The sequence below is a fragment of the bacterium genome (assembly GCA_021372615.1).
Taxonomy (GTDB): domain Bacteria; phylum Armatimonadota; class Zipacnadia; order Zipacnadales; family UBA11051; genus JAJFUB01.
Window position 1 is genome coordinate 1 of the sequence record JAJFUB010000075.1, and the last position, 18,549, is coordinate 18,549.

General features: G+C 68.2%; 16 protein-coding genes. 3 read left to right on the forward strand and 13 right to left on the reverse strand.

All coding sequences use genetic code 11. The features are described 5' to 3' along the window. Positions 1–176 precede the first annotated feature (176 nt). The 12 genes from LLH23_11095 to LLH23_11150 form a co-directional block, all read right to left on the reverse strand. On the reverse strand, positions 177–1,103 hold the full coding sequence (locus tag LLH23_11095; protein MCE5239027.1) for a PfkB family carbohydrate kinase: 927 nt from the start codon (positions 1,101–1,103) through the stop codon (positions 177–179). Positions 1,104–1,228: 125 nt separating this feature from the next. Then, on the reverse strand, positions 1,229–3,055 hold the full coding sequence (locus LLH23_11100; GenBank protein ID MCE5239028.1) for a WecB/TagA/CpsF family glycosyltransferase: 1,827 nt from the start codon (positions 3,053–3,055) through the stop codon (positions 1,229–1,231). An 84-nt stretch (positions 3,056–3,139) separates the two neighbouring features. Beyond that, the gene (gene ahcY / locus LLH23_11105) at positions 3,140–4,390 is read right to left on the reverse strand and encodes an adenosylhomocysteinase (GenBank protein MCE5239029.1); all 1,251 of its coding nucleotides are present in this window, start codon (positions 4,388–4,390) and stop codon (positions 3,140–3,142) included. A 19-nt stretch (positions 4,391–4,409) separates the two neighbouring features. Next, entirely contained in the window at positions 4,410–6,335 is a 1,926-nt protein-coding gene (locus tag LLH23_11110) for an alpha-galactosidase (GenBank protein MCE5239030.1), read from the reverse strand. Further along, on the reverse strand, positions 6,332–7,396 hold the full coding sequence (locus tag LLH23_11115) for a GHMP kinase (protein MCE5239031.1): 1,065 nt from the start codon (positions 7,394–7,396) through the stop codon (positions 6,332–6,334). The genes LLH23_11110 and LLH23_11115 overlap by 4 nt, the downstream gene beginning before the upstream one ends. Next, positions 7,393–8,268 carry a dTDP-4-dehydrorhamnose reductase gene (rfbD, locus tag LLH23_11120; GenBank protein ID MCE5239032.1) on the reverse strand — a complete coding sequence of 292 codons (876 nt, stop codon included), beginning with the start codon at positions 8,266–8,268 and terminating at the stop codon, positions 7,393–7,395. The genes LLH23_11115 and rfbD overlap by 4 nt, the downstream gene beginning before the upstream one ends. 209 nt (positions 8,269–8,477) lie before the next feature. After that, complete coding sequence (gene nadA, locus LLH23_11125; protein ID MCE5239033.1) at positions 8,478–9,395, reverse strand: quinolinate synthase NadA; 918 nt, start codon at positions 9,393–9,395, stop codon at positions 8,478–8,480. Positions 9,396–9,558: 163 nt separating this feature from the next. Then, positions 9,559–10,035 (reverse strand): tryptophan-rich sensory protein, encoded by a 477-nt coding sequence (locus LLH23_11130; protein MCE5239034.1) that lies wholly within the window; start codon positions 10,033–10,035, stop codon positions 9,559–9,561. A 44-nt stretch (positions 10,036–10,079) separates the two neighbouring features. Continuing rightward, a complete protein-coding gene (phoU, locus tag LLH23_11135; GenBank protein ID MCE5239035.1) occupies positions 10,080–10,751 on the reverse strand; it encodes a phosphate signaling complex protein PhoU in 672 nt (223 codons plus the stop codon). Positions 10,752–10,818: 67 nt separating this feature from the next. After that, positions 10,819–11,622, reverse strand: coding sequence for a sugar phosphate isomerase/epimerase (locus tag LLH23_11140; GenBank protein MCE5239036.1), 804 nt, complete (start codon positions 11,620–11,622; stop codon positions 10,819–10,821). Beyond that, entirely contained in the window at positions 11,619–12,413 is a 795-nt protein-coding gene (locus LLH23_11145) for a sugar phosphate isomerase/epimerase (GenBank protein MCE5239037.1), read from the reverse strand. The genes LLH23_11140 and LLH23_11145 overlap by 4 nt, the downstream gene beginning before the upstream one ends. A gap of 21 nt (positions 12,414–12,434) precedes the next feature. Then, positions 12,435–13,013: a flavodoxin family protein gene (locus LLH23_11150; GenBank protein ID MCE5239038.1), complete on the reverse strand. Its 579-nt coding sequence runs from the start codon at positions 13,011–13,013 to the stop codon at positions 12,435–12,437. A 114-nt stretch (positions 13,014–13,127) separates the two neighbouring features. Here LLH23_11150 and LLH23_11155 point away from each other — a divergent pair, with 114 nt between their 5' ends. Further along, entirely contained in the window at positions 13,128–13,901 is a 774-nt protein-coding gene (locus LLH23_11155) for a hypothetical protein (GenBank protein MCE5239039.1), read from the forward strand. A gap of 94 nt (positions 13,902–13,995) precedes the next feature. Beyond that, positions 13,996–14,802 carry an amidohydrolase family protein gene (locus LLH23_11160; GenBank protein ID MCE5239040.1) on the forward strand — a complete coding sequence of 269 codons (807 nt, stop codon included), beginning with the start codon at positions 13,996–13,998 and terminating at the stop codon, positions 14,800–14,802. A 78-nt stretch (positions 14,803–14,880) separates the two neighbouring features. Here LLH23_11160 and LLH23_11165 read toward each other — a convergent pair whose 3' ends face one another. After that, complete coding sequence (locus tag LLH23_11165) at positions 14,881–16,575, reverse strand: PAS domain-containing protein (protein MCE5239041.1); 1,695 nt, start codon at positions 16,573–16,575, stop codon at positions 14,881–14,883. Positions 16,576–16,876: 301 nt separating this feature from the next. On the opposite strand from LLH23_11165, the gene LLH23_11170 reads away from it, so the two are divergent. Further along, positions 16,877–18,199 (forward strand): DegT/DnrJ/EryC1/StrS family aminotransferase, encoded by a 1,323-nt coding sequence (locus tag LLH23_11170; protein ID MCE5239042.1) that lies wholly within the window; start codon positions 16,877–16,879, stop codon positions 18,197–18,199. Positions 18,200–18,549: the final 350 nt, after the last annotated feature.

The following is an 18,549-nucleotide window of genomic DNA, read 5'->3' on the forward strand; positions in this document are numbered from 1 at the left end:
CGCTCCCACACACAGCACACAGACAGGGACGTCGTGGGAGCGGTCACCGACCGCGACCGTCAGTCACCGACCGCGAGACACAGACAGGAACGTCGTGGGAGCGGTCACCGACCGCGACCGTCAGGCTCGGCCCGCACGCACGGCTGCGGCTCTGGAGAGCCGCGCTCCCACGGCCTCTACAGCCCCTCCGGCAGCTCCTGGAACTCGACCATGCGCTTGAGGGCGAAGTAGCGATCGTAGATGTCGCGCGTGGTCGTGCCGGCCAGGCTGTCAAGACCGAAGCTCTCCACGCAGCGGCTGGCCATGACTGTGCCGATCGCGGTAGCCCGGCGCAGGTCCGGGTCCTCGCACGAGGCGGCCCAGGCCAGGTAGCCGATGAAGCCGCCGGCGAAGGAGTCGCCCGCGCCGGTCGGGTCGAGCACCGTCTGCAGCGGGTAGCACGGCAGCGTGAAGCTGCCGGCCTCGCTCACCAGCGTTGCCCCGTACTCGCCCTTCTTGATCACGACGTAGCTGGGGCCCATCCTCAGGACTTCCTGGGCGGCGCGCGCCAGGTTGGGCTGGCCGGTAAGCTGCCGGATCTCGGCGTCATTCAGCAGCATCAGGTCCACGCGCTCGAGCACCTTGTAGAGGTCCTCGCGCGAGCGCTCGATCCAGAAGTTCATCGTATCCGCCACTACGAAGCAGCCCGCACCGATTTGCTCAATCACCGCTAACTGCACCGAGGGCAGGATGTTGGCCAGGAACACGTAGCGGGAGTGATGGTAGCTCTCGGGCACGGCGGGGGCGAAGTCGCCGAACACCCCCAGTTGTGTGTCCAGCGTGTCCGCGGCGCTCATGTCGTACTCATAGCGCCCCGCCCAGCGGAACGTCTTGCCCCCGGGCACGACCTGGACCCCGTCGAGGCTGATGCCCCGGTCGGCCAGGAAGTCCAGCGACGCCTGGGGGTAGTCGTCACCGACCACGCCGATGAGGTTGACGGGCGCGAAGAAGCTGGCGGCGATGGAGGCATAGACCCCCGCCCCGCCCACGATCTCCTCCACCTTGCCAAAGGGGGTCTCGATGGTATCCAGCGCCATGGAGCCGACGATCAGGACTTCAGCCATACAGGGAACTCACTTTCCGCAGCACGATCAGCGTGTGCAGCAGGGAACCACCGGCGCAATTCGTCGCCGGTGAGGTGCAACCTCCTTCTGCGACTGCGCTCGGGGCAGACGGCGCGCGGCCGTGACTAGGCGTCCGGATCGTCGCGCCCCTGTGTCGGCGGGCGGAGCAGGTAGGCGAAGGTCATCAGCACGATGCGCGGGAGGGCGACCAGGCGCGGGAGGCGGCTGGGCTCCTTGGCCACCCGATAGAACCATTCCAGACCGGTGCGCTGCATCCAGACCGGGGCGCGCTTCTTCAGACCCGAAATGACGTCGAAGCTGCCGCCGATCCCGATGCAGACCGGCACCCCCAGTTCCTGCATGTGGGCCTTGATCCACTTCTCCTGACGGGGGATGCCCAGGGCCACAAACAGGGCGCCGGGATGCGCCGCGGCGATGTCGGCGATGAGCGCGGCCTCGTCCTCGGGCTTGAAGTAGCCGTCGCGGCAGCCCGCGACGACCAGCCCCGGGGCCATCTTCTGCAGGTTCTCGGCGGCCTTGTCGGCCACGCCGGGGGCCGCTCCCAGCAGGTAGACCGACCGCCCGAGGCGGGCCGCGACCTTGCTGATCTCCCCGACCATGTCGCAGCCCGACACGCGCACATCCAGCGGCATGTTCAGCAGCCGGGCCGACAGGATCACGCCTGCGCCATCGGCGGTGACGAGATCGGCGGCGTTGACGATGGCCCGCAGCTCGTCGTCATCCTGGGCCCTCATCAGGCCCGTGGCGTCGCTGGTCACGATCATGTGCGGCGTGTCCTGCCGCATGAACTGCTCGACCCGTTCCATCGCCCCGGCCATCGTGACCCGGTCCACGCGCACGCCCAGGAGACGTATCTCGTCCGGTTGCTGCGGGGGACGGGCCGGCTTCATCATCCGCAGCAGCACATAGAGTGCCGCCAGCGCCCCAAGGGCCACGACCAGGACCAGCAGGAGCTTGAGCGCGAAGTTGAGCTCGATGGCCACGACCAGCAGCAGCGCCAGGGCACAGAGAATGGTCGTCCCGGCCAGGAGGATCGTGGCGACCTGCCGCGTCGAGTAGCCCTGCTGCAGCAGAATCTCGTGGAGGTGCGGATGCTGCGTGGGGCGGGACTTCAAGGACCGCCCACTGGCCGGTCCAGGATGTCCCGGCCCACGCGGCCCCCGTACGAGGTCCGCGAGCCATGAATAGGCTGTGGCGAACAGCGGGACGCCGATGACCATGAGCGGCAGCAGCGCCACCAGCAGCGCCGTGTGCTTCAGCGCCCCCATGATGGAAGCGGCGCCGAGGAGGAAGCCGAGCAGGTAGAAGCCGGCCGTGGCGCCGCGATGGGTCAGGTACTGGGGCAGGAGCGCCATGGGCAAGGTGACGGCGAACAACAGCAGCGTCAGCAGGCGCGTGGCCGGGCCGGTGACCTCGGGCTGCAGGAGGCAGACGAGATACAGTGTGCCGGAAGCCAGCGCCGCCACCCCGAGCGAGACCCGGGGGATGGTGCCGGCGCGGGCGAACAGCGAGGCCGTCACTGCCAGCCACAGGGCGCTCAACACCGGCCCCAGCCAGGCGAGGTTCACGTAGTCGGCGCTGAAGGGGAGCTTGATGCTCGTGACGCCAACGCCATAGTGGCACAGCACCAGCCCGCCCGCCACAGCCGCCACAAAGCGCAGGCCGCGCGAGGGGCGCCACTGGTCGGTGACGGCGCTGACCAGGAAGACGACGGCGCCGACGGCCAGGAGCATCGGCAGCGGAGCCGAGGCGGAGCCGCCGCCACACAGGCCCGCCGCTAGGCCGACGAGGGCGATGACGCCGCAGAAGTCAGCGGCCGCATAGGGCCCGCCGGGGCGTGCCAGGCGCCAGCGCTCCCAGGCATCCACCAGGATGGTGAGCGCGGACGCGGCGACCAGGGCTAGGGCAAAGCAGAGGGTGTTGGTATCCATGGGCACATTCACACGCGGGAAGCGAACAGGCCTGACCGTGTGAGGCGGTCAGGCCCATTTCGCTGATAGTGTCGCGAGTCCTGCCTACGTCCCGTGCTGCCAGCTCGACAGGTACTTGGCCTGCTCGGCGGTGAGCTGGTCAATCTCTATGCCCATCGAGCGGAGCTTGAGCAAGGCGACCTCGGCGTCAATCTCGCCCGGCACGGAGTGCACGTCAATGGCCAGGCAGTCGCATCGGGCCACGAACTCGGCGCAGAGCGCCTGGTTGGCGAAGCTCATGTCCATGACCGCCGCGGGGTGGCCCTCGGCGGCGGCGAGGTTCACCAGGCGCCCCTCGCCCAGGACGATCAGCCGCCGGCCATCCTCCAGCGTGTACTCACGGCACTCGTGCCGGATCTCACGCGGGGCCGAGGCCATCGCCGCCAGCCCCTGGAGGTCCACCTCGACATCGAAATGGCCCGAGTTGCACAGGATCGCGCCGTCCTTCATTACCTCGAAGTGCTCGGGGCGGATGACGGACGTGTCGCCGGTGACGGTGATGAAGATGTCGCCAACCCGGGCCGCGGCCATGATCGGCATGACCTGGTAGCCATCCATGACGGCCTGCAGGGCCGCCAGCGGGTCCACCTCGACGACGATCACGCGCGCGCCCATCCCGTGGGCCCGGGCCGCCACGCCCTTGCCGCACTGGCCGTAGCCGCAGACGACGAAGTTCTTGCCGGCCAGCAGGATGTTTGTGGCCCGCAGAATGCCGTCCATCGAGGACTGTCCGGTGCCGTAGTAGTTGTCGAACAGGTGCTTAGTGTTGGCGTCGTTGACGGCGATGACCGGGTAGCGCAGAGCGCCGTCGGCCGCCATGGCGCGCAGGCGGATCACGCCGGTCGTCGTCTCCTCCATGCCGCCCTTGAGGCCCGCGATCAGCTCCGTCCGCGTCGTGTGCAGCGTGTTGATGAGGTCGGCGCCGTCATCAATCGTGAGCGTCGGCTGCATGTCCAGCACGGCATTGATGTGGCTGTAGTAGAGGTCCTTGTCCTCGCCGTGGACGGCGAAGACGGGGACGCCGCAGTCCACGAGATGCGCGGCGGCGTCGTCCTGTGTGCTCAGGGGGTTGCTGGCGCACAGCGCCACTTCCGCGCCTCCGGCCACCAGCGTCTTCATCAGGTTGACGGTCTCAGTCGTGACGTGCAGGCAGGCGGCGATGCGCTGCCCGGCCAGCGGCTTGCTTTGCGCGAAGCGCTCGCGGATGAGCCGGAGTACGGCCATCTGACGCTCGGCCCAGTCGGCCCGCAGCGCCCCGGCCTCGGCCAGGTCCATGTTGGCGACGTCGTAGTTCATGCCAGTTCCCTTCATCTCTCTATCGGGATGTCTTCTCGTACTCGACGAGCAGCGTCCCCGGGCGCTCACAGATCGTGACCACCAGGGAGGTGAGTTCCTGTCCGGACATCGTCTCGCGCGAGGTCTCCTCATAGCCCTCGCGCCGGACGACCCCATAGGTCGCCGCGGGGTCCAGGCCCTGCAGTTGCGCTTCCAGCGTCGGGAAGCGGCTCTCGTGCCGCCGGAAGAACAGCGCGTAACCCGCGTCGGTCTGCGGGTCGTGGAACTGGTGGGCCGACCAGTCATGGGCCGCCGTCGTCACGGCGTTCAGCCGGTAGTAGTCGGCCAGCATGAAGGGCCGCAGCCGCTTCGCCTCCGCCAGCGCCTGGCGCGTCTGCTCAACCGGCCAGCCCTCGCCCTGGATGTCGCCATACAGCGATGCGCCGGTGGCGATGGCGCTGCGCCAACGGTAGGGCTCGGCAGACCACACGGCGCCGCTTTGCAGCGGCACCCACGCCGCCAGGCCGTTGACGACCTGATCGGCGATGGGCAGGGCCAGGCCGTGGCTGGGGCCGCCGGCGTCGGAGAAGTCGCTGCGCCACAGGGGGTAGGAGCGGCGGATCGTCTCCAGGTCAATGCGGCGGCCACCACTGGAGCAGTTATCAATGCGCAGCCCCGGATGGCGGCGGCGCAGCTCGTCCCACAGCTCGTACAGGCCCGCCACGTACTTCATCTCGGCGACGCCCTGCCGATCGGGCGCGTCGGCGGCCTGCCAGTAGGCCAGGGGATCCATGTTGAAGTCCTGACGGTAGATCGTGATCCCCGCGTCGCTGATGAAGCCGGAGAGCAGGTCGGTCAGGTAGGCAAGCCCGGCGGGATCGCCGAGGTTGAACAGGCCCGTCGGGTTGTCCGGGAGACGCAGCAGGTGTTCGGGATGCTCGCGCTCGACCATGCTGCCCCGGTAGACGCGCTCGGGCTCGAACCAGACGACGAAGTCCATGCCCTCTTCCGCCACGGCCTCGCCGATGCGGGCCAGGCCGTCGGGGAAGTTCTGGCGGTTGTAGAACCAGTTGCCGGCGTTGGCAGCCCAGCCGTCCTCGGGGGTCTTCGAGTTGCCCACGGTCCCATACCAACAGGCGTCGATCCAGAAGGCCTCCAGCCCCAGCTCGGCGCAGCGCCGCAGCATCTGCAGCATCTCGTGCTCGTTGGTTGTGCCGGCCGTGTAGTACGTCATCATCGTGTTGTGCGACAGCGGCGGCAGGCAGGGACGGCCGTCGGGATCCAGCGGCGAGTAGTGCTGCAGAATGAGCTGCCGCAGCTCGTTCTGCCCGGCCTCCGGCGCATCGCCCTGCCAGGGCACGAGCAGGAGGCGGGGCGTGCGGACGCTCTCCCCGGGGTGCAACCGGAAGTGCGTGTGCGCCATCCCGGCGGTCAGGCGCAGGCCGGCGCCGTCGCGCGTGAGGCTGACCCGCCACTGCCCCGACCAACCGATGGCCAGGACGATCCCGCCCTGGGGCAGTTGCAGGTTTATGAAGGGCAACGTGCCGTTGGACGAGCGGCCACCGCGGGGTTCCAGCGTCACCGGCGGGCCGGGGCGCAAAGCCGTGCTCAGCGGCTCGAAGTCGTCCATCTGGCAGAGGCTGCCCTTGGCGTGCAGCAGCGTCGCTGCCGCGCTCTCGGGCAGCGGGAGCGTCACATCCAAGGGCAGCAGGTCGGCCACGAGGCCGCTGTCGGCGTCGCCCCTGTGCTCGAGTTGCAGCAGGACCTCGACGGCTTCGCTGCCCTCGAAGCGCCGATAGGTGGCCGTGAGCGCCAGGCCATCCGGGGACGTGTAGACGACCTCGCGCACACCCCGTGCAGGCTCACGGGTCTCGCGCTGCCAGCCGCCAAGGGCGTCGGCGGAGGGCTGGCCGTCGCAGGTGAACGAGAACGACGGATGGTCTACGCCGAGATCCAGGTGGTTCATGCGCCCCGCCCTTGTGGCCGCCATGTCTGCAGACCGTCGTGATCGAAATTGAAGTCAATCGGTATGCCGCCCAGGTCGGTGACGGCCCGGCGGACGTGATGCTCGCGGTCGCGGTCGCACAGCAGCAGAATGCAGCCGCCACCGCCGGCGCCGCAGGCCTTGGCCCCCAGCACGCCCTCCGGCCGCGCCACCGTCAGCAGCGCCTCGGTCTTGGGGGTGGTCATCTCCGGATACAGGAGCTTCTGGTTCTCCCAGTTGAAGTCCAGCACCTCGCCGACGCGTTCCAGATCCTCGGCCAGGAAGGCGGCCTTCATGTCCTGGGCTGCCTGGCGCAGGTTCATCAGCGCGGTGCGGACCTGCCCATCGCCGCTCTGGTAGGCGCCCATGACGCGGCTGATGATGTCGCCGGACAGGCGTGACTTGCCCGTGTAGATCAGCAGCAGGTGCTTTTCCAGCTCATACAGGAAGTCGCGTGACACCGCGAGGCGTTCGGTGGTCACCTCGGGGTCCTTGAAGCCCATGAACGAGATGCCGCCGAGGGCCGCGGCGTACTGGTCCTGCCTGCCGCCCTGGATGCGCAGCTCCTCGATTTCCAGCTTGTTGGCCAGCGCCGCGATTTCGGCGCGCTGTAGGGCGGGGGCTTGAACCCCGCCCGGCGGGGTACAAGCCCCCGCCCTACAGGTGGCCTCCGCCAGTAACCCCACCAGCGCGACACCCATCGAGGCCGAAGAGCCCGTGCCGGAACCCGGGGGCGCATCACTGCGGGTGACGATGTGGCCGCCGATGGACAGGTCCATGCGCCGCACGGCGGCCTTCAGGAGGTCCAGGTTACCGTCGTACTCCATCTGGCGGATGTCGCGCGCCTCGACATAGGTGTCGTAGTCGCCCGACTCGAGGCGGTACTCGCCGTCGGGGCTCGGCGTGAGGGCCGCGTAGGCATAGCGCGTGATGGTGGCGTTCACGACAAAGCCGCCGGCCTCGGCGCTGAAGGGCGGCACATCGGTCCAGCCCCCGGCGAAGTCAATGCGCACCGGCGCGCGACTGCGGATCATGCCGCTCATGGCTGTGCAGACTCCTCGTGCGGAGGCGGGGCCTCCGCCAGGTGCTCGCGGACGAATTCCTCGACAGCCTCGGTCCACGGTCGCAGCGGCTCCCAGCCCAACTCGCGCCAGCGGCGATTGTCGAGCGGGGAGTAGTGCGGCCGAACGGTCGGGCTGTTCCACTCACTGCTGGAGATCGGCTCGATCTCCACGGCGATACCGGCCAGGCGCGTGGCGCGGACGGCCAGGTCGTGCCAGGAGCAGACGCCACTGTTGGTCAGATGCACGATGCCGGTCGTCGCCGTCGGCGCCAGCCGCCAGAGACCCTCGGCCAGGTCGCGGGTGTACGTCGGCGAGCCCCACTCGTCGGCCACCACCCGCAGCTTGTCATGGGTACGGGCGGCGCGGACGATCGTGGCGACGAAGTTCTTGCCGGCCGGCCCGTATAGCCACTGGGTCCGCACGATCAGGTGGTCGGGCAGCGCCGCGGCGGCGCGCTCGCCGGCCAGCTTGCTCTCGCCATACGGGTTGAGCGGTCGGGGTGTGTCATCCTCGACGTACGCGCGGTCCAGATCGCCGGCAAAGACGTAGTCGGTGCTGAGCGTGATGAGTCGAGCACCCACCCGCCGGCAGGCCGCCGTCACATTCGCCGTGGCGCCGGCGTTCAGCAGCATCGCCCGGGCGGGGTCGCGCGTGCAGCCGTCCACGTCGGCCCAGGCGGCGCAGTGGATCACGACCTGTGGCTCATGGGCCGACATCAGCCGCAGCGCCGCGGCCGCGTCGGTCAGGTCGCCATCCTCGATATCCACGCCGATGACCGTCCATCCGGGCGGACGGCGCAACAACAGCTCGGTGCCCAGCATGCCCCGAGCCCCGGTGATGAGGACGCGCATGGGTGCTCTCTCCGGGCCATAGGGTAACAGCGCGAAGCGGTGCAAGTCAACTCAGCGCGCCAGGCGCGCCCGACAGGAATGTCGGGCGTACGGCGGGGCACAGGTACGCCCGACACTCTTGTCGGGCCTGGGCGGGCGTAGGTACACCCGACACTCCTGTCGGGCCTGGGCGGGGTACGAGCCCCCGCCCTACAGGCCCCCGCCGCCTGCTACCCGATCTCCACCATCCGCTGCACGGCTCGCCGCGCGGCCGCGGCAATGTCGTCGGGGATCTCGATCTGGGTGCGCAGCTCGCGCAGGGCCGTCACGACGCTCTGCAGCGTCGTCCGCTTCATGTTGGGGCAGACGATGCTGTCCAGGCCGTGGAAGATCTTGCCGGGGATATCCTGCTGCAGGCGGTACACCATGCCGCACTCGGTGGCGATGATGAACTCCCGCGCGGGACTCTCACGGGCGAACTTGACCATGCCTGAAGTGGAGCGCACGGCGTCACAGAGGGCCAGGATATCCGGCGGGCATTCCGGGTGGCCGATGGTCAGGGCCTCCGGGTGCGCCGTCTTGGCCTCCTGCAGTTCCCGGGGGTTGATGCGCGCGTGCGTCGGGCAGAAGCCCCCGTAGGGGATGATCTCCTTGTCGGGCACCTGCTGCGCCACCCACTGCGCCAGGTACTGATCGGGCACGAACAGGAGGCGGTCCTCAGGCAGCGACCGCACGACCTGCACGGCATTGGCCGACGTGCAGCAGATGTCGCACTCGGCCTTCACCTCGGCCGTCGTGTTCACGTACGCGACCACCGGCAGGCCGGGGTGCTCGGCCTTGAACGCGCGGAGCGACTCCGGGGTGATCATGTCGGCCATGGGGCAGCCGGCCGCGATCTCGGGCAGGAGCACGACCTTGTCCGGCGACAGCAGCTTGGCTGTCTGCGCCATGAAGTGGACGCCGCAGAAGACGATGGTGGCGGCGTCGGTCGCGGCGGCCTGGCGGCTCAGGCCCAGCGAATCGCCGAGGAAGTCGGCAACGTCCTGGACCTCAGGGTTCTGGTAGTTGTGGACGAGGAGCACGGCCTGGCGCTCTTCGCGCAGCCGGGCCAGCTCCTCATGCAGTGCGGCAGTTGCGTCCTCGGACATGGCTGTCTCCATCGCCTCGCCCCGTGACGGCGAGTGTCATCAGTTCCATCAACGGTCGCGGGGCCCCGTCCGCCTCCGCGCTACGCGCTCCGCCGGACACCCCACGACGCCTCCCCCGGCTCCCGCCCCCCGGTCCCAATCCCCAACCCCCAATCCCCAATCCCTAATTCCCATACCAGATGCCGAAGTTCAGGACCGCGGCGAAGGTCAGCCAGAGCAGGTAGGGCGCCATGAGCAGCCCGGCGGACCGGGAGACCTGGAAGAAGACGAACGTCGTCGCCAGCACGGCGCTCCACAGCAGGATGACCTCCACGAGCGCCAGCCCCGGCTCGCGCAGGCCGAAGAAGATGACCGACCAGCCCAGGTTCAGCACGAGCTGCGCCACCCACATCACCTGTGGCGGGGTCACCTGAGCGACCTCCTCGGCCTCCTCCTGCCGCCAGACCAGCCACATGGCCACAGCCATGAACAGATACAGGAGCGTCCACACGGGCGCGAACAGCCAACTCGGAGGCGTGTAGGCCGGCTTGTGGAGCTGCGCGTACCAGGTGCCCACCGAACTGGCGGTGAAGTACGAGCCCCCGGCGCCGACGGCGCCCACGACCAGCAACAGCAACGCCAGCACAAGTGCACTCCGCATGGCTGTGGCCTCGAGGTGATGGGGGGGCCGACGGCGGGGCCCGGTCAGTCCGTCAGGGCCTCGCGGCGGCCCGTATCCATGTATTGCAGGCGCTCCATGACATTGACGGTGTGGTCGCCGATGCGCTCCAGGTAGCGCGCCACCAGCACCAGCCGCATGGCCTGCGGCACGACGGCCGGCTCGGCCTGCATCCGCTCCGGCAGCTCGGCCCACAGCCCGTGCCACAGGTCATCCAGTTGCTCATCCCCACGGGCGACGTCGCGGGCTAGGTCCAGGTCGTGGTCGGCGAAGGCCCGCAGCGCCTGCCGCAACTGCTCGACAGCCACCTCGCCCATCCGCTGGATGTCCGCCAGCGGCTTGAACCATCGCTCCTCACCCACGGCGATGGCGACCTTGGCGATGTCCTTGGCGTAGTCGGCGATGCGCTCCAAATCCGTCGCGATCTTGAGCGCGCCCAGTATGTCCCGCAGGTCGCCGGCCATCGGCTGTTGGGACGCCAGGAGCGACGTGCACTTGCGATCTATCTCGAAGTCCAGGTCATCGGCGACATCATCGCTGCGATGGACCTCGCGCGCCAGGGCCACATCCTGATTGACCAGAGCCGTCATGGCGCGGATCAGCATCTCCTCGGCGAACGTACCCATGCGCAGCACGGTGTTGCGCAGTTCGTCCAGGTGCCCTCGATACGAGATGCGCGGTCCTTCGCTTGCAGACATGCCTCTGTGCCTTTCCTGTAGTGGCGCGATCCATCGCGCCAGGGGCGCCATGAACTGCGCCGCCACGCTAGTAGCCCAGTGTCTTCAGGTACTCCCGGTTGTGGCGAATGGCGGCCACGCCGCTGTGCCGGGCCGAGTCCGACTCCTCCTCGCACACCACCCAACCATCATACCCCGTCTCTGTCAGTAGCGCCAGGACAGCCGGGAAGTCACAGATGCCCTGGCCCAGCGGCTGCCATCGCCCCTGGGCGTCGGCGTCCTTGAGGTGCAGGTGGCTCACCCGCGGCAGACAGCGGCGCAGGCAGGTCAGCAGGTCCTGCCCGCCGCGGACGATGTGGCCCGTGTCGGGGCCGAACCGCAGGCAGGTCGGGTCGAGGCGATCCAGCAGGTACTCATACTCCTCGGCCGTCTCCAGCAGCGAGCCGTGATGGGAATGCGGGTGCACATGGGCCACGATGCCGGCCTCGTGGGCCCGCCGCCCGATCTCGTTGTACAGGGCAAGGGCATGGTCCAGGCGGCTGCGGCGGTCAACCGGGTCGCCACTGGCCGCGCCCCCCAACCCAAGCTGCACGCCGGGGAAGTGGGCCAGGAAGCGGATGGCGTGGTCGGCCCCGGCCAGATCGCTCCTGGCCCGGTCGGGGTCGCTGAAGCCGCTGGGGGAAGCGTAGGCAAACGTGGCGAGACGCAGGTTGCGCCGGGCCAACTCGCTCAGGAACTCGCGGGGCTGGTCGCGGAACTCCCGGATCATCGTGTTGGTGATCTCGACGCCCTCGTAGCCCGCGGCGGCGACCCAGTCCAGCATGTCGGTGACGCGCCCCCGCCAGTCCTCCCCGAGCATCTCCCAGGTGTAGGTCTGGCAGCCGACCCTCATAGCTTGCTCCCCACCAGCCCGCTCACGTACAGGTACGCTTCCTGCGTGTAGCGTGGCAGGTTCTGTGGGTCCTGGACCTCCAGCTCGACGGTCAGGCCCCCGGCATAGCCCACACTCGCCAGCGCCGCGATCTCCGCTCGCAGGTCAATCTCCCCACGCCCGATGCCGACCGATACGGCGCCCAGGTGGTCCTTCAGGTGGACAGCGTGGATGCGCGGCCCGAAGTGGCGGATGAACTCCACCGTATTGACCCCGGCGGCATGGAAATGCCCGGTGTCCACGCAGATGCCGAGACGCTCATCAGGCAGGGCCTCGAGAACTCGCTCGAAGTCCCCCCAGTCCTGTAGCACATTCCCCAGGTGCGGCTCCAGCGTCAGCGTGATGGGCGTATCCCGCCGCACCAGCGCGAGCACCTGTCCGGCGCAGTCGATGACGCGGTCCAGCGCCCCGGGCGTACCGTGCTGCTCAGCCCCGCTCGTGGAAATGTGCGTGCCGCCGAGGGCCTCGGCGTACTCGACACACCGGGCGATGGCGCGCGCCCGAGCAGCCACATCGTCAGCGTCCACTCCGCCCCAGCCCGGCGGGTAGAGCCCCCGGCAGACCATCCCGGCGGCCGCCGCCTCACGCTTGAGCCTGTCCACGTCAAAGCGCGCGACGGCCTCCAGAGACCACACCATCGGCCCGTGAATCTCCATGAAGCGATAGCCGCACGCCGGGGCGTACTTCAGCGTCGCGGCGACTTCGTCCGGTTCGTAGCCGCGATAGCAGATGGAGGCGCAGATGATGTCCATCGAGACCCTCCCACGCGCCATCTACGCCATGAGCTTGCGGCCCAGCTCCTCGGCCTGCTGCATCAGCTCTGCGTTCTCCGCCGCCGCGCCCGGCACCGACAGGCCCAGTCCGCGGACGACATGGGTCTCGAAGCCGAACCAGCCCGGGCCGAAGAACATCTCGTAGATGGCGGTAAGGTCAGCGAAGGCGGCCGGGTCGGGCGCGCCCTGGGTGGTGATGAACACACAGTGCTTGCCGGGGGCCAGGCGCGTCTTGCTGCCACCCGACAGGTACTCCGGCGGGACAAACGAGTACATTCGGTCAATGGCGCTCTTCATCGGGCCGGTGATCTGCCCGAAGTACACCGGCGTGGCGAGGATGAGGATGTCGGCCTCGCGGATGGCCCGCAGCGCGTGGGTCAGGTCATCGCGCAGCACGCACTCGTCGGACGACTTCTTGCAGCCCATGCAGGCGACGCAGCCGCTGTAGTTGAGCTTGTAGAGCGCAAAAGTCTCGCTGGTCGCGCCCAGGGCGCTGGCGCTGGCAATGATCCTCTCGGCAATCAGGGCGCTGTTGCTGCCCGTACGGGGGCTGCCCAGCAGGGCCACAATCTTCTTCATGGTGTTCCTCCCGTGCGAATTGAGCCACATTGTAATGCGCCGGGGCGAGGATGGGAAGGCATTTCGTCCACGATGGCGAACAGCCCCGCATTCTGGATCGGAGGTTGACGCGCCATGGCTAACGCAGGCGGCGCGAGCGGTCGCAACATACGCTTCTTTGACTGTAACATGCGCGTAGGCCGGGCGGGAGTCGTCCGTCCCGAGCACATTCTGGACGTCCCCGGCCTACTGGCCGAGATGGACTACCTGGGGGTTGAGCGCGCCCTCGTGTACCACGCCTGGGCGCCCGAATGGGACGCCGGGGGCGGCAACCGCAAGCTCCTGGAAGAACTGGACGGCTGCGCCCGGATGCACCCCTGTCTGGTGCCGTTGCCCCACGCCACGCAGGAGATGGACAGCCCGGCGGCCTTCGCGGCCGACCTCAAGCGTCGCAACGGGGCGGCCCGGCTGTACCCCAAAGCCCACTCGTACATGCTCAGCGACTGGACTTGCGGCCCGCTGCTGACGGCCCTGGCCGACTACCAGGTGCCGATCCTCCTTGAGCTGGCGCAGGTGGAGTGGGACCAGCTGGCCCGCATTGTGCAGACCTACTCCGCCCTCCCGGTCATCCTGCTGGCGACCTCATATCGGATAGACCGGTACATCTACCCGCTGTTCGAGCAGCACGACAACCTGTACCTGGAGATCGCCACCTACCAGATCATGCGGGGGATCGAGGACGTGGCCCGGCGCTTCGGGCCCGAGCGCCTCGTGTTCGGCACCGGCCTGCCGCTGCTGGATGGCGGCGGCCCCATCGCCCAGGTGATGTATGCCGAGCTGCCCGAGGCCAGCAAGCGCCTGATCGCCGGCAACACGCTGGCGAAGCTGCTGGGGGTCGAGGACTGGTAGGCTGTCGCGTGGGCGCGCGTGTCCTCACGCGCGCAATCGCGGCGTGGGGACACGCGGCCCCACGCGCCGGACGTCTGCACAGGAGAAACGAACCATGGCTACCAACTTCCGCACCGCCTGCCTCACCGGCGAGATACTCAGGGACGAACTCATCGTGGACGCCCACGCCCACATGGGGACCTGGTACAACTTCCATATCCCCGAGCAGGGCACGCCGGCCTCAATGGTCCACGCCATGGACCTCGTCGGCATTGACGTGACGATCGTCGCCCCGCACATCTGCATCGGCCCCTGCTATCTGCAGGGCAACCGCGACGCCTACGCGGCCGCCGCGGAGTTCCCGGGGCGCCTGCGCCCCTTCGTGACGATCAACCCCAACTACCCGCGCGCGGAGGTCGAGGCTGAGATCGCGCACTGGGACAGCCACGGCGGCATCATCGGCTTCAAGTTCCACCCGGCCTGCCATTCCGCCCCGGCCTGCCACGAGCACTACACCCCGGCGCTGGAGTATGCCGAGGCGCACAGCCTGCCGATCCTGTCGCACAACTGGACCGGGGGTTCGGTCAATGGCAAGGAGACCCTGCACGGCCTGGCGGAGACCTTCCCCCGGGTCACGTTCATCATCGGCCATGCCCTCAGTGGCTGGAGCGTCATTGACACCAACTGCGCGATCGCGAAGCTGTGTCCGAACGTGATGCTGGACACGACGGGGTCGGGCCTCACCTTCGACGCCGTGCCCGAGGTCGTGCGCCGGGTCGGGGCCGAGCGGGTCATCTTCGGCACCGACAACCCGTTCATTGACCCGCGCCCGGGCATGGGGCGGATGCTCATGTCCCGCCTCACCGACGACGAGAAGCGGCTGATCATGGGGCTGAACGCCAAGCGGATATTCGGGCTGTAGCAGGGCTCCCGAAGACAGTAGTCCCCGGCAGCAGCAGCCAAACGGGCTGCTGCTGCCGGGGACTTCGTGTGTCTGCAGCTAGAGCGTGACAGCGGCGGCGGCTCGCCGCGCCAGCACCGCCGCGGCGATGGCCTCGTCACTCGCGGTGGTCCGCCGCCGGTCTGCCGGCAAGCTGACGGTGAAGGTGGTGCCGCCTCCCGGGCGGCTGTCCACGGCGATCGTCCCGCCGTGCAGTTCCACGATGCGCTTGGTCAGCGCCAACCCCAATCCGAGCCCGCCCGACACGCGCAGACGCCCCGGACCGCTGATCACTGTCCCCCCGCTGTAGAACTTGTCGAAGATGTGCTCCTTGATGTTGTCAGGGATGCCCAGACCCGTGTCACGGACTTCGAGGATCAGCGTCGTCGGCGTCGAGCGGGCGTGCAGGGACACCTGGCCGCCCTCGGGGGTGTGGTTGATCGCGTTCTCGCACAGGTTGATCAGCACCTGCTCCAGCCGATCCTCATGGGCCTGGATACCGGGCAGAGCGTCCGGGCACTCGCAGGTGAAGTTCACCTTGGCCTCGGCGCCCCTCAGGACAAAGAGCGAGCCCACTCGGCGGACCAGCCCCAGGGGCTCCAGGTCGCTCAGCTCCATCTGGAAGTCGGGGTTGTCGAACTGCGCCAGGTCCAGCACGGAGGCGACCAGCCGCGACAGGCGGTCGGTCTCCTCCATCAGGTGAGTGATCACGCGCTCGCGCTGCTCGCCGTCGGTATCGGTGATGTTGCTGAGCACGTCAATCAACAGGCGCAGGCACGTGATGGGGGAGCGCATCTCGTGGCTCACGAGCGACAGGCCCATCTCCTGGGCCTTCACGCTCTCCACCAGGTCCGTGATGTCCTGCCACAGGACCACCCAGCCTACCGGCGCTCCGGTCGGCGACGGGCACGGCACGACACTACGACGCAGCGTGACCGGCTCGGGGCTCTTGACCTCAATGTCCTGCCCGTCGGCATCCTCATGGACCAGCAGCGCCTCGAGGTTCGCCAGCAGAACGGGCAGCAGGCCGGCGTCCTCGTCCGCCCGCACCTCGCTCAGGTGCTTGCCGACCACGCGCGAGGCCGTCGTGCCGGCGAGCTGCTCGAGCTGTGGGTTGATGAGCAGCAGCCGGCCGCTGCTGGCCAGCAGGCACACGGGTTGGCCCAGGTGGCGGATGACGCGCTGGTTGAAGATCCGCTCCCGCTGCATGACGAGCCCGAGACCATGCGCCAGCCAGGCCAGCACGATGACGCCCGTCACGGCGATCCCCGCCTGCGTCAGCGAAGTGGGGCTCAGGTGCTGGCTGAAGGCTGCGAGGGTCAGCGAGCAGCAGACGATCCCCACCACGAACACGATCTCGAGCCCGTGGAAGAAGAACGCCGCGAACACGACCTCGCACAGGAGCAGGGGGAAGAAGTAGGAGTAGATCCCCCCCATGCCGTAGATGTAGAAGCTCAGCGCCATCACGTCGCCGACCATGAAGACGGCGGCGGCCATGTCCAGCCGCCCGCGGCCGAACTCGCGCCGCCAGTCGAAGACGAAGTAACTGGCGATGGCGAGTAGGGCCGCGATGGACACTCCCCCGTACGCGGCAGCGCGACTGAAGATCGGTCCGGCTGAGGCGGCCAGCAGGCCGTGCAACAGCACGAACACGATGACAATGCGAATCCGTGACATCTGACCGAGCAGGCGCATGGCCAGCACCGGCTCGAACGGCTCTTCCCTTACGGGCGTGGTGTCAACTGCAGGACCCATCAGTACTCCCCCTTACTATGGCCTGGCAGGGCGCGATGTCGCGTGATAGTACAAGCGGCAATGCACAACGAGAGGGACAGTACTCTCCTGTTTTGCTCAAGACTAGACAGCCCGTCTTGAAGTCCACATGCCCCGACCGCGGGGTCACAACGGCCGGTGTGCTGCTCTCCCCCTGTGCCGCGGTGAGAGGGCAGCGCCGCAGGCAGGAGTCCGCGTGGCGCTTGCCGAAGGGGCAGGAGCGACGCCTGGCGCCTGCTGCCAGGCGCGCTTTACGACTAGACTTGCAGAGGAGAGAGCGTCCATGTCCGACCTCGCCATCCTTGGCGGACCCCAAGCCGTACAGACGCCCGTCGAAGACATGTTCACCTGGCCGATCATCACCCAGGAAGATGAGGACGCTTGCCTGCAGGTCTTGCGTCGGGGGGCCATGTCGGGAACCGACGTGACTGCCGAATTCGAGAAGGAGTACGCCGAGTGGTTCGGCGTCAAGCACGCGCTGGGCTGCAACACCGGCACCGCCGCGCTGCAGGCCGCCATGTGGGCCGCCGGCGTGGGCGTAGGCGATGAGATCATCAGCGTCTCGCTGACCTACTGGGCCACCAACCTGCCCGCCTTCTCCCTGGGCGCCACCGTCGTTTTCGCCGATGTCGAGCGCGACACGATGTGCATTGACCCCGGCGACATCGAGCACCGCATCACCGACCGCACCAAGGCCATCGTCCCGGTCCACTACTGCGGCTACCCGTGCGACATGGACAAGATCATGGCGATCGCCGAGAAGCACAACCTCAAGGTCATCGAGGATGTGTCTCATGCCCACGGCTCGGTGTGGAAGGGCAAGCTGTGTGGCACCTTCGGCCACATCAACGCCATGAGCACCATGTCGGGCAAGGCCCTGCCCATCGGCGAGGGCGGGTTCCTCATTACCGACGATGACGCCCTGTATGAGAGGGCCCAGGCCTGGGGCCACTACGAGCGCACCGGCAACCTGACCGACCCGACGCTCAAGCACTTCGCCGGGTTGCCCTGGGGCGGCTACAAGTACCGGATGCACCAGCTCTCCTCCGCCGTCGGCCGCGTGCAGCTCAAGCACTACCGCGCCCGCATGGAGGAGATCCTCAAGTCCATGAACCACTTCTGGGACCTGCTGGAGGGCGTGCCCGGCGTGCGGGCCCACCGCCCGCCCACGGACTCCGGCAGCCACTGCGGCGGCTGGTACGCCGCCCATGGGCTGTATCGGCCCGAGGAGCTGAACGGCCTGCCCATCGCCACCTTCTGCAAGGCGGTCAGCGCCGAGGGCTGCGGCACCAGCCCGGGCTGCAACTTCGCGCTGCACCTGCACCCGTTGTACAACGAGGCGGACATCTACGGCCACGGCAAGCCCACGCGCATCGCGAACGCAAGCCGCGACGTACGCGAGGGCCCCGGCAGCCTGCCGATCACCGAGCAGATGCAGGGCTGGTGCTACGGGGTCCCGTGGTTCAAGCACTACCGCCCGCAGGTCATTGAGGAGCACGCGGCAGCCTTCCGCAAAGTCGCCGAGCACGCGGACGAACTGATCGCACAGTTCGGCACCGAGGCCGGCGAAGTGAAGGGCAGCGCGGGGCTGTTCGGCCGGAGGTAGCTGTCGTCATCCTGAGGGCAGCGACGGATCCGGTTCCTCCTCCGTCACGACACGGTTGACGAGATCATACAACAGTCTCACAATGTGAGGCAGGTCTCTGACAAGTTCCGGCGCATTACGACCATGTAGAGAGTACGCCCGCTGTTCCTCTGAGTGTTCGAGCTCCGACACAGGGAGATGAGCGCAGTGTGCAAGAGGTCGGGTTCCGCCTTCTCCACTATGGTTGAGATGATCGCGCTTTCGCTAGCAGTCGCCGCGTCTGTGGTTTGCGCGGCGCCGTCCCCTCGTGTCAAAGAGCTGTTGAACGTGCATCCCGGTTGGGTGCTGCCCAGCTCACTCGTATCGCCGAG

Coding starts and splice junctions, on each gene's coding strand:
- LLH23_11095 (MCE5239027.1), bottom strand. CDS start 1,103: ATGGCTGAAGTCCTGATCGTCGGCTCCATGGCGCTGGATACCATCGAG.
- LLH23_11100 (MCE5239028.1), bottom strand. CDS start 3,055: ATGGATACCAACACCCTCTGCTTTGCCCTAGCCCTGGTCGCCGCGTCC.
- ahcY (MCE5239029.1), bottom strand. CDS start 4,390: ATGAACTACGACGTCGCCAACATGGACCTGGCCGAGGCCGGGGCGCTG.
- LLH23_11110 (MCE5239030.1), bottom strand. CDS start 6,335: ATGAACCACCTGGATCTCGGCGTAGACCATCCGTCGTTCTCGTTCACC.
- LLH23_11115 (MCE5239031.1), bottom strand. CDS start 7,396: ATGAGCGGCATGATCCGCAGTCGCGCGCCGGTGCGCATTGACTTCGCC.
- rfbD (MCE5239032.1), bottom strand. CDS start 8,268: ATGCGCGTCCTCATCACCGGGGCTCGGGGCATGCTGGGCACCGAGCTG.
- nadA (MCE5239033.1), bottom strand. CDS start 9,395: ATGTCCGAGGACGCAACTGCCGCACTGCATGAGGAGCTGGCCCGGCTG.
- LLH23_11130 (MCE5239034.1), bottom strand. CDS start 10,035: ATGCGGAGTGCACTTGTGCTGGCGTTGCTGTTGCTGGTCGTGGGCGCC.
- phoU (MCE5239035.1), bottom strand. CDS start 10,751: ATGTCTGCAAGCGAAGGACCGCGCATCTCGTATCGAGGGCACCTGGAC.
- LLH23_11140 (MCE5239036.1), bottom strand. CDS start 11,622: ATGAGGGTCGGCTGCCAGACCTACACCTGGGAGATGCTCGGGGAGGAC.
- LLH23_11145 (MCE5239037.1), bottom strand. CDS start 12,413: ATGGACATCATCTGCGCCTCCATCTGCTATCGCGGCTACGAACCGGAC.
- LLH23_11150 (MCE5239038.1), bottom strand. CDS start 13,013: ATGAAGAAGATTGTGGCCCTGCTGGGCAGCCCCCGTACGGGCAGCAAC.
- LLH23_11155 (MCE5239039.1), top strand. CDS start 13,128: ATGGCTAACGCAGGCGGCGCGAGCGGTCGCAACATACGCTTCTTTGAC.
- LLH23_11160 (MCE5239040.1), top strand. CDS start 13,996: ATGGCTACCAACTTCCGCACCGCCTGCCTCACCGGCGAGATACTCAGG.
- LLH23_11165 (MCE5239041.1), bottom strand. CDS start 16,575: ATGGGTCCTGCAGTTGACACCACGCCCGTAAGGGAAGAGCCGTTCGAG.
- LLH23_11170 (MCE5239042.1), top strand. CDS start 16,877: ATGTCCGACCTCGCCATCCTTGGCGGACCCCAAGCCGTACAGACGCCC.